At 62.1% G+C, this 11281-nt stretch carries 9 protein-coding genes; 8 read left to right on the top strand and 1 reads right to left on the bottom strand.

The window, feature by feature from the left end; genetic code table 11:
* The first annotated feature begins 86 nt into the window (after positions 1-86).
* Genes PMI25_RS22430 through PMI25_RS22395 form a run of 8 tightly spaced genes read left to right on the top strand, consistent with a single transcriptional unit; the run spans position 87 to position 9092 of the window.
* Entirely contained in the window at positions 87-1001 is a 915-nt protein-coding gene (locus PMI25_RS22430) for a GDP-mannose 4,6-dehydratase (protein ID WP_007960808.1), read from the top strand.
* On the top strand, positions 998-1966 hold the full coding sequence (gene gmd, locus PMI25_RS22425; RefSeq protein WP_007960806.1) for a GDP-mannose 4,6-dehydratase: 969 nt from the start codon (positions 998-1000) through the stop codon (positions 1964-1966). The genes PMI25_RS22430 and gmd overlap by 4 nt, the downstream gene beginning before the upstream one ends.
* Positions 1967-1969: 3 nt before the next feature.
* Positions 1970-3412, top strand: a complete 1443-nt coding sequence (locus tag PMI25_RS22420) for a mannose-1-phosphate guanylyltransferase/mannose-6-phosphate isomerase (RefSeq protein WP_007960804.1) — start codon at positions 1970-1972, stop codon at positions 3410-3412.
* The gene (locus PMI25_RS22415) at positions 3412-4209 is read left to right on the top strand and encodes an ABC transporter permease (protein ID WP_007960802.1); all 798 of its coding nucleotides are present in this window, start codon (positions 3412-3414) and stop codon (positions 4207-4209) included. Before PMI25_RS22420 ends, PMI25_RS22415 begins: the two co-directional genes overlap by 1 nt.
* Positions 4209-5474, top strand: coding sequence for an ABC transporter ATP-binding protein (locus PMI25_RS22410; protein WP_007960801.1), 1266 nt, complete (start codon positions 4209-4211; stop codon positions 5472-5474). Before PMI25_RS22415 ends, PMI25_RS22410 begins: the two co-directional genes overlap by 1 nt.
* Entirely contained in the window at positions 5471-6847 is a 1377-nt protein-coding gene (locus PMI25_RS22405) for a glycosyltransferase family 4 protein (RefSeq protein WP_007960799.1), read from the top strand. The genes PMI25_RS22410 and PMI25_RS22405 overlap by 4 nt, the downstream gene beginning before the upstream one ends.
* A complete protein-coding gene (locus tag PMI25_RS22400; protein WP_007960798.1) occupies positions 6831-7961 on the top strand; it encodes a glycosyltransferase family 4 protein in 1131 nt (376 codons plus the stop codon). Before PMI25_RS22405 ends, PMI25_RS22400 begins: the two co-directional genes overlap by 17 nt.
* Positions 7962-9092 (top strand): glycosyltransferase family 4 protein, encoded by a 1131-nt coding sequence (locus tag PMI25_RS22395; protein WP_007960796.1) that lies wholly within the window; start codon positions 7962-7964, stop codon positions 9090-9092.
* A gap of 132 nt (positions 9093-9224) precedes the next feature.
* On the opposite strand, the gene PMI25_RS22390 is transcribed toward PMI25_RS22395, so the two are convergent.
* The gene (locus PMI25_RS22390) at positions 9225-11255 is read right to left on the bottom strand and encodes a pyridoxamine 5'-phosphate oxidase family protein (RefSeq protein ID WP_007960794.1); all 2031 of its coding nucleotides are present in this window, start codon (positions 11253-11255) and stop codon (positions 9225-9227) included.
* Positions 11256-11281 lie beyond the last annotated feature (26 nt).

The raw sequence follows: 11281 nt of genomic DNA, 5'->3' as shown, positions 1-11281 counted from the left end.
CATGTCGGTCTTTTCATCCGGCCTGACAGACTTCTCCTCAAAGCCTGTGGGAAAGTGGCGAAAGTTCAAGACCAAGGGGTCGCTGTTTGAAAAAGCGTCTGTTCATCACGGGCCTCAGTGGATTCGTGGGACAACATCTCCAGTCGCGTCTGGCTCAGCCTGACTCGACATGGGAACTGCTGCGTGCCGCTGCACCCTACGATCTCACGGCACCTGCCAGTCTCGTCGACCTGTGGCCACAATTGCCCAACGCGGTGATTCATCTGGCCGGCCAGACCTTCGTTCCCGAAGCCTTTCGCGATCCGGCCCGCACGCTCGAAATCAATCTGCTGGGTACCCTCAATCTGTTACAGGCGCTCAAGGCGCGCGGGTTCCAGGGGACTTTCCTGTATGTCAGCTCCGGCGACGTCTATGGTCAGGTTGCCGAAAGCGCCCTGCCCATCACTGAACTGCAACCGCCCTGCCCGCGCAATCCCTACGCCGTGAGCAAACTGTCGGCGGAATTCCTCTGCCTGCAATGGGGCCTGAGCGAAGGCTGGCCAGTGCTGGTGGCGCGGCCGTTCAACCATATCGGCAGCGGGCAGAAAGACAACTTTGTCATCGCCAGTGCTGCACGCCAGATAAACCGCATCAAACAGGGCCTGCAAGCCCCGCAACTGGAAGTCGGCGACATTGACGTCACGCGGGACTTTCTCGATGTCGGCGATGTGATCTCGGCGTATTTCGCTCTGCTGGAAAAGGGCACGCCGGGGCAGGTCTACAACATTTGCTCGGGCCGCGAGCAAAGCATCCGCAGTCTGATCGAACAGCTGGGCGATCTGGCCGAGGTCGACCTGCAACTGGTGCAGGATCCGGCGCGCATGCGCCGTGCGGATCAGCGCCGCGTTTGCGGCAGTCACGCAAGGCTCGCCCAGACCACGGGATGGACGCCGAAAATTACAACACAACAATCCCTGCGGGCGATCCTGTCCGACTGGGAGCAGCGAGTACGACAAGAATGAAAAGTGCACTGATCACAGGGATCACCGGCCAGGACGGCGCTTATCTGGCCAGACTGCTGCTCGACAAGGGCTACAAGGTTCACGGTCTGGTCGCACGGCGCAGCAGCGATTCGCGCTGGCGCCTGCGCGAGATGGGCGTCGAAGGCGACATCGTCTATCTGGACGGTGACATGGCCGATGCCTGCTCGGTGCAGCGCGCGGTGATCAAGTCGGCGCCGGACGAAGTCTACAATCTGGCTGCGCAAAGCTTCGTCGCCGCTTCCTGGAATCAGCCGGTGACTACTGGCATCGTCGATGGCCTGGGCGTGACCCACCTGCTCGAAGCGATCCGCCAGTTCAGCCCGCACACGCGTTTCTATCAGGCCTCGACCAGCGAAATGTTCGGTCTGATCCAGGCCGAACAACAGGACGAGAACACCCCGTTCTACCCGCGCAGCCCCTACGGTGTGGCGAAACTCTACGGCCACTGGATCACCGTCAACTATCGCGAAAGTTTCGACCTGCACGCCAGCAGCGGCATTCTGTTCAATCATGAATCGCCACTGCGCGGCATTGAATTCGTCACCCGCAAGGTCACCGACGCCGCCGCCCGCATCAAACAGGGCAAGCAGCAGGAACTGGCCCTGGGCAACATCGACGCCAAACGCGACTGGGGCTTTGCCGGCGATTACGTCGAAGCCATGTGGCTGATGCTGCAACAGGACAAGCCTGACGATTTCGTGGTCGCCACTGGTGTCACCACCACCGTGCGCGAGATGTGCCGCATCGCCTTCGATCACGTCGGTTTGAACTACCGCGACTACGTGAAGATCGACCCGGCGTTCTTCCGCCCGGCCGAAGTCGAAGTGCTGCTCGGCAACCCGGCCAAGGCCCAGCGCGTACTGGGCTGGAAGCCGAAAACCGACCTCGACACCCTGATCCGCATGATGATGGATGCGGACATGAAACGCGTCGCCAAGGAGTAGGTCATGCTGATCCCCGTGATTCTGTCCGGCGGTGCCGGTACTCGTCTGTGGCCGGTGTCCCGCGAGGGCCATCCCAAACCGTTCATGACCCTGCCCGACGGCCAGTCGCTGCTGGGCAAGACCTATCAGCGTGCCGCGGCATTGCTGGACGGCTGGGGCGACATCGTTACGGTGACCAACCGCGAGTACTACTTCCAGAGCAAGGATCACTATTGCGCCGCCCATGTGTCGCGCCATCGCGGGCACTTCCTGCTGGAGCCGACCGGGCGCAACACCGCCCCGGCGATTGCCGCCGCCGCCCTGTCGCTGCAGGCGCTGCACGGTGACGACGCGATCATGGTGGTGATGCCCGCCGACCACCTGATCGTCAATCAGGATGCACTCAAAAGCGCCGTCGAACACGCGGTCAACCTGGCGAAGGACGGTTATCTGGTGACCTTCGGCGTGTTGCCGACAGCCCCGGAAACCGGCTTCGGCTACATCGAGACCGGCGCACCGCTGGACGCCAAAGGCGCAGCGAAAGTGCAGCGTTTCGTGGAAAAACCCGACCTGCAAACCGCCTCCCATTACTTGGAAAGCGGCAACTTCCTGTGGAACTCGGGCATGTTCTGCTTCACCACCGCGACCCTGATCAACGAACTGCAATTGCACGCGCCAGAGCTGCTGGAACAGACCCGCGCCTGCATGGACGCCAGTGCCGCGGTGGAAACCGTCGGCTGCCTGCAACAGGAACTGTCGCCGACACTGTTCGCTGAGATCACCGACATCTCCATCGATTACGCGCTGATGGAACGTTCAGAAAAAGTCGTGGTGGTGCCCGCCGGTTTCGACTGGAGCGACATCGGTTCGTGGGGCGCGGTGGCGGCGCTGGTGCCGGCTGATGCCGACAACAATCGCGCCAGCGGCGAAGCAGTCTTCATCGACAGCCACAACAACTTTGTGCAGAGCGAAGGCCGACTGGTGGCCGCCGTAGGTGTGGATAACCTGATCATCGTCGACACCGCCGACGCGGTGCTGGTGGCCCATGCCGATCGCGCCCAGGATGTGCGACGCGTTGCCAAACAGCTCAAGGACAAATCCCACGAAGCCTACCGCCTGCATCGCACGGTCAGCCGTCCGTGGGGCACCTACACCGTGCTCGAGGAAGGCCCGCGCTTCAAGATCAAGCGCATCGTGGTCAAGCCCGGCGGCAAGCTGTCACTGCAAATGCACCATCACCGCAACGAACACTGGGTGGTGGTCGAGGGCATGGCCAAAGTCACCAACAACGGCAGCGGCACGCATCTGGTGGCCAAGAACGAATCGACATTCATCGCCGCCGGACACCGGCATCGCCTGGAAAACCCCGGCGTGATCGACCTGGTGATCATCGAGGTGCAAAGCGGCGAATACCTCGGTGAAGACGACATCGTGCGCTTCGAAGACCAATACGGCAGGACGGTTTGATGCTGCTTTCCCTGTACCGCTCGCTGCGCAGCTACCGCGGATTCATCCTCGGCAGCGTCAAGCGGGAGTTTCAGGCGCGTTATCGCAATTCGCTGTTCGGCGCGCTGTGGACCGTGCTCAACCCGTTGTCGATGATCGTCGTGTACACGGTGATCTTTTCCCAGATCATGCGCGCGCGCCTGCCGGGGGTCGAAGACGGCCTGGCTTACAGCGTGTACCTGTGCGCCGGTCTGCTGACCTGGGGACTGTTCGCGGAAATCACTTCGCGCAGCCAGAGCATGTTTCTGGAAAACGCCAATCTGCTGAAGAAAATCAGCTTCCCGCGCATCTGCCTGCCGGTGATTGCGCTGCTCAACGCCGGGATCAACTTCGCGATCATTCTCGCGCTGTTCTTCGGTTTTCTGCTGATCAGCGGGCGCCTGCCCGGCATGGCCTTGCTGGCGCTGATTCCGCTGTTGCTGGTGCAGGTGATCTTCGCCGCCGGGCTGGGGATGATCCTCGGCATTCTCAACGTGTTCTTCCGCGATGTCGGGCAGATGTTCGGCATCTGCCTGCAGTTCTGGTTCTGGCTGACACCGATCGTTTACCCGCTCTCGATCCTGCCGCCGGGCATCCAGCACCTGATCAGCCTCAACCCGATGACGGCACTGATGACCAGTTACCAGAACGTGTTCCTCTACAACCAGTGGCCGGACTGGTCGTCACTGCTGCCGTTGCTGATCCTCGGCCTGCTGTTCTGCGCCATGGCCCTGCGCCTGTTCCGGCAACGTGTCGGCGAAATGGTGGATGAACTCTGATGGGACATATACGCGTCAGCGGCCTGGGCAAGGCCTACAAGCAATACCCCAATCGCTGGAGCCGGTTGTTCGAGTGGCTGGTGCCGTTTTCCGGCACCCGACACCACTTGCACTGGGTTCTGCAGGACATCGATTTCGAGATACAACCCGGTGAAGCGGTCGGCATCGTCGGGGTCAACGGCGCGGGCAAAAGCACGCTGCTGAAGATGATCACCGGCACCACGCAACCGAGTTGCGGGCAGATTCAACTGCAAGGCCGCGTCGCCGCCCTGCTGGAACTGGGCATGGGTTTCCACCCGGACTTCACCGGCCGCCAGAACGCGTTCATGGCCGGCCAGTTGCTGGGCATGCAGGTCGAAGAGATCGAAGCGCTGATGCCGCAAATCGAAAGTTTTGCCGAAATCGGCGAAGCCATCGATCACCCGGTGCGCACCTACTCCAGTGGCATGCAGATGCGCCTGGCCTTCAGCGTTGCCACCGCCCGACGTCCAGACATCCTGATCGTCGATGAAGCACTGTCGGTGGGCGACGCCTACTTCCAGCACAAAAGCTTCGAGCGCATCCGCAACTTCCGCAAGGCCGGTACCACGTTGCTGATCGTGTCCCACGACCGCTCGGCGATTCAGTCGATCTGCGACACCGCGATCCTCCTGGAGAACGGCCGCCTGGCCATGCGCGGCAAACCCGAAGAGGTCATGGACTACTACAACGCCATGCTTGCCCAGCGCGAAGGCCAGATCGTGCGCCAGGAAATGCTCGCCAACGGCCAGGTGCAGACCATTTCCGGGACGGGTGAGGCGGGGATTGTCAGTGTGCGTCTGCTCGACGCTCAAGGACGCAATCTGGAAGTGGCGGAAGTCGGCCAGCCGGTGGTGCTGGAAGTTCAGACCGCAGTGCGCGAGGACATCGAACGGCTGGTGCTGGGCTTTCTGATCAAGGACCGCCTCGGCCAGGCGATCTACGGCATCAATACCCATCGCCAGGACCAGGCGATCAGCGACCTGAGCGCCGGTGAGCAGGTGACGTTCCGCTTCGCCTTCGACATGCGCCTGGGCAAGGGCAGTTATTCGGTGGCGCTGAGCCTGTCGCGCCTGGATTCGCATCTGGATCGCAACTTCGAATGGCGCGATTACGGTCTGGTCTTCCACGTCATCAACAATCGTCAGGAAGACTTCGTCGGCTGCTCGTGGCTGCAAGCCCGGACCGAGATCAGCCGCTCCAGTGAAAACACCGAGCAACTACCTGACAGGGAAATCTCGCAATGACACGACTGTTGGTGGAGTGCACCTACGTTTTCGAACACCCGTCCGCCAACTCGGGCATTCAACGGGTAGTGCGCAACGTCATTCAACAGTTGCCCGACGCCGACCGCGAGCGTGAATGTATCCCGGTGGTGATGCTCGACGGCGCTCTGTATCAGGTTAAAAGCCTGGCGCCGATCAAAACCCCGAAAATCAATCTGACCAGCCTGCGGGTGAAGCTCGAACAATGGGCCAACGGCTTCTGGCTGCGCCATCGCGCTCTGGAACGACGCTGGCCTTTCAGCCGATCACATTTCACCCGGCGAGTGTTGTACGTACTCTGCCGACTCACCGCGTTCGCCTGTTTCAGCCTGCCGATGCGCGTGCTCGGGCGCCTGCTCAAGGGCAAGCCGGTGCCCGAGCGCTGCGTGCCATTGCAACATCAGGCCGGCGATCAACTGGTATTGCTCGACTCGTCCTGGCACGCCAACTTTTTCCCCTTGGCCGAACAACTCAAACGCGACGGCGTCGGTATCGTTTCGGTGATCTACGACCTGATCCCGCTGACCCATCCACAGTTTTGCGACGCGGGTCTGGTCAAGGTGTTCAACGACTGGTTCGACTGGATCGCGCGCACGGCTGATGGCTATGTCGCGATCTCGACCACCATCCGCGATCAGGTGCGCCAGGAGATGCTGCGCCGGATCGGCACGCAACAGGTGCAGCAGCGCTGGTTCGATTATTTCCACCTCGGTTCCGAACTGGACCTGACCGACGCCGCAGCGGAGGTCGATCGCAACCTGCTGAACCTGTTCAAGACCCCTGAACCGGTATTCCTGATGGTCAGCACCATCGAGCCGCGCAAGAATCACGCCTACCTGCTCGATGCCTTCGAACAGGCCTGGGCGGCTGGCTCCAGGGCGCGCTTGTGCATTGCCGGGAAAATCGGCTGGAAGTGCGAGGCGCTGATCGAGCGAATCCGCCAGCATCCACAACTGAACCGTCGCCTGTTCATGTTCAACTCGCTCTCGGACAAAAGCCTTGAGCACGCCTATTCCCACGCCACGGCGCTGGTGTTCCCGTCGCATGTCGAAGGGTTCGGCCTGCCCCTGGTGGAAGCCATGCAGCGCGGGCTGCCGGCGATGGCCAGCGACATCCCGGTGTTCCGCGAAATCGGCGGCGATTACATGGCGTATTTCGATCTGCACAACCCGCAAAGCCTTACCGACCTGGTGCTCGGGATGGAGCGCTCGGGGCAGTTTCCGGCGCCCATGAGCCTGGATCAATGGCGCTGGCTGAGCTGGCGCGAAGCGAGCGCGCAACTGGTGCAGCGCATCGAGCGCAACCTGAACCATCCACTGCCCGCGTCCGAAGGCCAGCATGCGCATTGCTCTTAACGCGCGGATTCTTCAGGCGCCACGTACCGGCATCGGCCATTACGTCGCCGAACTGGTTCGCGCCTTGCGCGACACAACCGATATCGAGGTGGCGTTGTTCCACGGCTGGGGCTGGAGCTCGGCCTTGCCGGAAGCGGCCATGCCCGGCTACTCGCGCCTGACGCCACTGTTGCGGCAGATCCCCGGGGCCTATCAGGCACGGCGCTGGCTGGAGCAGAAACGTTTCGATCAGGGCCGTGCGCAAGGCATCGATCTGTATCACGAGCCAAGCCTGTGGCCGCTGGCCTTCGACGGCCCGACCGTGATCACTCTGCACGACCTGACCCACCTGCACTTTCCTGACAGCCAACCGGCGGCGCGTCTCAAGGAAATCGAACGGCGCCTGGCGGCTGGCGTGCAACAGGCGCAACGGATCATCACCGACTCGCAGGCGATAGCCGACGAGGCGCAGGCTTGTTTTGGTCTGCCGGCCGAGCGTTTCGTGGTGGCGCCACTGGGGGTAGCCGAGCGTTTTCATCCACGGGAGTCGCACGCCATCGAGGCAGTGCTCAAGGCGCATGCCGTCGCCCCGCGCGAATACTTCCTGTGTGTCGGTACCCTGGAGCCGCGCAAGAATCTGAGCCTGGCGCTGCGTGCCCACGCCCTGCTACCGGAGGCCGTGCGCCAGCGTTTTCCGTTGCTGATCGTCGGCATGGCCGGTTGGCAACAGGCCCAGTTCAGCGACGAACTGCGCCAGGCCCTGTCTTCAGGACACGTTTGCCTGCTCGGCTATCTGCCGGATGAACAGGTCGCACAACTGCTGGCCGGCGCCCGGGCGCTGGTGTTTCCGTCGCTGTATGAAGGCTTCGGGTTACCGGTACTGGAAGCCATGGCCAGTGGCACCCCGGTGATCCTCACCCGTTCTTCAGCCATGCCGGAAGTCGCCGGCCCGGCAGGCAACTACATTGAATCAGACGATGCACACGGCTTGCGCGATGCGCTGAACCGCCTGATCGACGATCAAGCGCATTGGCAGGCCTGCCGAGAAGCCGGATTGCACCGGACGCGGCTATTTTCCTGGGAACGTTGCGCACAGGCCACCGCCAGTGCCTACCGCCAGGCCATGGGAGGCTGAATGCGAGTTCTTCATTTCTTCAAGACGTACCTGCCAGATTCGGTCGGCGGCATCGAACAAGTGATTTTCCAGCTCTGCGAAAGCGGCGCGCATCACGGCATCGACGGCCAGGTGCTGACCCTCAGCGCTGACCCGACCCCGCCGGTGGTGCAACTGGGTCAACACGAAGTGCATCGTGCCAGACTCGACATCCAGTTCGCCTCCACCGGTTTTTCCTGGAGCGTGTTCAAACAGTTTCGCGAACTGGCCGCCGAAGCCGATGTGGTCAACTACCACTTCCCGTGGCCGTTCATGGACTTGGTGCATTTCGCCAGCGGCATGAACAAACCGAGCGTGGTGACCTATCACTCGGACATCATTCGCCAGAAGCATCTGCTCAAACTCTACCGGCCGCTGATGAACCGCTTCCTCTCCAGCGCCGACCGGATTGTCGCGGCCTCACCGAACTATCTGCACACCAGCGATGTGTTGCAGCAGTTCCAGGACAAGACCCGGGTGATTCCGTACGGTTTGAACAAGGCCGGTTATCCACAGGCCGACCGCGAGCGGATGAATCGCTGGCGCCAGCAGCTTGGGGATAAGTTTTTCCTGTTCGTCGGGGTCATGCGTTATTACAAGGGCCTGCACATCCTGCTCGATGCCTTGAAGGACGTGGACTATCCGGTGGTGATCGTCGGCGCCGGGCCGCTCGAGCTGGAGTTGCACGCCCAGGCTGCCGCGCTGGGTTTGCGCAATATCCACTTCCTCGGGCGCCTGGGCGATGAAGACAAGGTCGCCCTGCTGCAACTGAGCTACGCCATCGTGTTCCCGTCGCACCTGCGTTCCGAAGCGTTCGGCATTTCGCTGCTCGAAGGCGCGATGTACGGCAAACCGATGATCTCCAGCGAAATCGGCACCGGCACCAGCTACATCAATATCCACAACGAAACCGGGCTGGTGGTGCCGCCGAGCAATCCACAGGCGTTTCGCGAGGCGATGCGCACCCTCTGGGAAGACCCCGAGCGTGCGGCGGCCATGGGCGTCAAGGCCGAGGCGCGCTACCGGCAGCTGTTCACCGCCGACGAGATGGGCCGCAAGTGGACCGAGCTGTATCAGGAGCTGCTGGAGGAGAAAGATCTGTCTTACGCCTGATCTCGACTGACCCCTGTGGGAGCGAGCTTGCTCGCGAAAGCGGTCTTTCAGTAAACAATGATGTCGACTGATCTGACGCCTTCGCGAGCAAGCCCGCTCCCACAGGGGGGTGTAGTGATTTCAAATGAGCCGTTAGAGATCCAGCACCAGCAATTGCTCGCTCTGCGCCGGCACCGCGCAGCAAATCAGCACCTGCCCCGCTTCCGGCATGTCTGCCGGTGGCTGTGGATAATTCACCGCGCCACTGACCAACCGCGTCTTGCAGGTGCCGCACGAACCTCCACGGCAACTGAACTCGGGGCGCAAGCCACGGCTTTCTGCGAGCTCCAGCAGACTGCCGCTGTCCGGCTGCCAGCGCGCCTCTTTGGCAGAACGCTCGAACATCACCGGCACAGACGTAATGGCGGCCGGTGGTTGCTCGATGACCACCGCATCCGGGTCCGGCTGGCGCTTGAGCGTCGACGGGCCGAAGGTTTCGGCGTGGATCCGCGCGTCGCGAATGTCCAGCTCACGCAGGCTGTCGTAGATGCTTTGGGTAAAGGCGCCGGGGCCACAGACGGCAAAATCGATCTGGTCGTAATCCTCGACCTCCAGCAGATCGCGCAGCAATGCCCGATCAATGCGCCCATGGCGGTCGAAATCCTCGCCCTCGTGCACATCGGCTTCCGGCTGGCTGAGCAGGCGAATCACCCGTACCGAATCGCCGGCACTTTCCAGCAAACGATCCAACTCCTGGCGAAACGGCTGATCGGCCAGACTGCGTGAACTCTGCAGCAACCACGTCGGCCGAATCCGTCGGGTGCGCAGACCTTGGTACACCACCTCACGCAGCATCGACAGCAACGGCGTGATACCAACCCCCGCCGCCAACAGCACCAGAGGCCGGTGTTCCAGCGGCGCCACCGTGAAGTGTCCCTGTGGCGCCCGTGCCTCAAGGACATCGCCGACCCGGATCTGCTGGTGCAAGTGGCCTGAAACCAGGCCCTCGCGTTTCACACTGATGCGCAGGAAATCATCTGATGGCGCACTCGACAGGCTGTAAGTACGGATATGCGTTTCACCGTCCAGGGCGAAGCGCAGCGGCAGGTGCTGCCCGGCCTGAAACACCGGCATCCCTGCGCCATCGTCCGGTTGCAGATAAATCGAGCGGATGTGCTGGCTCTCCCTTTCGATGCGGGTCACCCGCAGCGGCCGCCAGCGGTCACCCAGGGCCTTGGCCTGCAAGCGTGCATCGGCCTGGGCCCAGGTGCCGGTCAGCAGGCTGGTGGGCGACATGCCGTCGAAGCGCCAGCGCAGGGCCAGTGCCGCCGGGCGCCGCACCAGTCTCTCGACCTCGAATGTCCACAGGCGCTCGGCGCCCTGGAACGCTTCGATCTGCGGCCCGTCGAGGATGATTTCGGTCCGGCCGCTCAGTTGCAGCACATCGCCTGTGGAAAAGTCGATGAACAGCAGACCAGCCTTGGGATTGAGCAGCAGGTTGCCGAGCGTGTTGAAGTGCAGATTGCCGGCAAAATCCGGGATGGTCAGGCGATTACCTTCGACCCGGACAAACCCGGCCTGCCCGCCACGATGGGAAACATCCACTGCACGTTGTCCGTCCGCATCGACGTAACTGGCGACGAAGAAGGTGTCGGCGCCTTCGATCATGGCTCTGGCTGCGTCATCAAGACCGTCGCCGTGCTGCGCTGGCCGTGTCTGCGGATCGCTCAGCGGCACGCGCTGGAACTGGCGCAGTTGAATGTATTGCGGACAATTGCCGAAAGCCTGATCCACGCTCACCTCGAAACCCCGCGCGGTCAGATTATCGACATGACCGTTGAGACGATTGCGGCGGCGAGTATGCAATTCAATGCCGAGCAACCCGATCGGTTCGCCATTGCGCAATTGCGCTGGATCATCGGCAGCGGGTTGGCTGACGAAATGCAGGTGCTCGGGATCAGGCGAATGAGCAAACCCCGGCGCGCCTTCGAGCACGCTGGCCCATGGACGCCCGTCGGTATCGACCGCGCCGTACAGCATGAACGGTAACTGCTCATAAAATGCGCGGTGTTGATCCGGCATCCAGTCGCGAATCACTTTTCGGCCGAAGGCCTCCATGCGCTCGGCAACACCGACATGGGCCTGCAGTTGTTGCTCGCCAGCGTGCCACGGTGAACGTTCCATCACGCATCTCCCCGCGCCGCCGGCGC

The sequence above is a fragment of the Pseudomonas sp. GM30 genome (assembly GCF_000282275.2).
Lineage (GTDB): Bacteria > Pseudomonadota > Gammaproteobacteria > Pseudomonadales > Pseudomonadaceae > Aquipseudomonas.
This window is presented reverse-complemented; position numbering and strand designations above follow the sequence as displayed.

What these genes read in the sequence shown, in the direction of transcription:
- gmd (WP_007960806.1), top strand. Translation starts at nt 998, where the DNA reads ATGAAAAGTGCACTGATCACAGGGATCACCGGCCAGGACGGCGCTTAT.
- PMI25_RS22420 (WP_007960804.1), top strand. Translation starts at nt 1,970, where the DNA reads ATGCTGATCCCCGTGATTCTGTCCGGCGGTGCCGGTACTCGTCTGTGG.
- PMI25_RS22415 (WP_007960802.1), top strand. Translation starts at nt 3,412, where the DNA reads ATGCTGCTTTCCCTGTACCGCTCGCTGCGCAGCTACCGCGGATTCATC.
- PMI25_RS22410 (WP_007960801.1), top strand. Translation starts at nt 4,209, where the DNA reads ATGGGACATATACGCGTCAGCGGCCTGGGCAAGGCCTACAAGCAATAC.
- PMI25_RS22405 (WP_007960799.1), top strand. Translation starts at nt 5,471, where the DNA reads ATGACACGACTGTTGGTGGAGTGCACCTACGTTTTCGAACACCCGTCC.
- PMI25_RS22400 (WP_007960798.1), top strand. Translation starts at nt 6,831, where the DNA reads ATGCGCATTGCTCTTAACGCGCGGATTCTTCAGGCGCCACGTACCGGC.
- PMI25_RS22395 (WP_007960796.1), top strand. Translation starts at nt 7,962, where the DNA reads ATGCGAGTTCTTCATTTCTTCAAGACGTACCTGCCAGATTCGGTCGGC.
- PMI25_RS22390 (WP_007960794.1), bottom strand. Translation starts at nt 11,255, where the DNA reads ATGGAACGTTCACCGTGGCACGCTGGCGAGCAACAACTGCAGGCCCAT.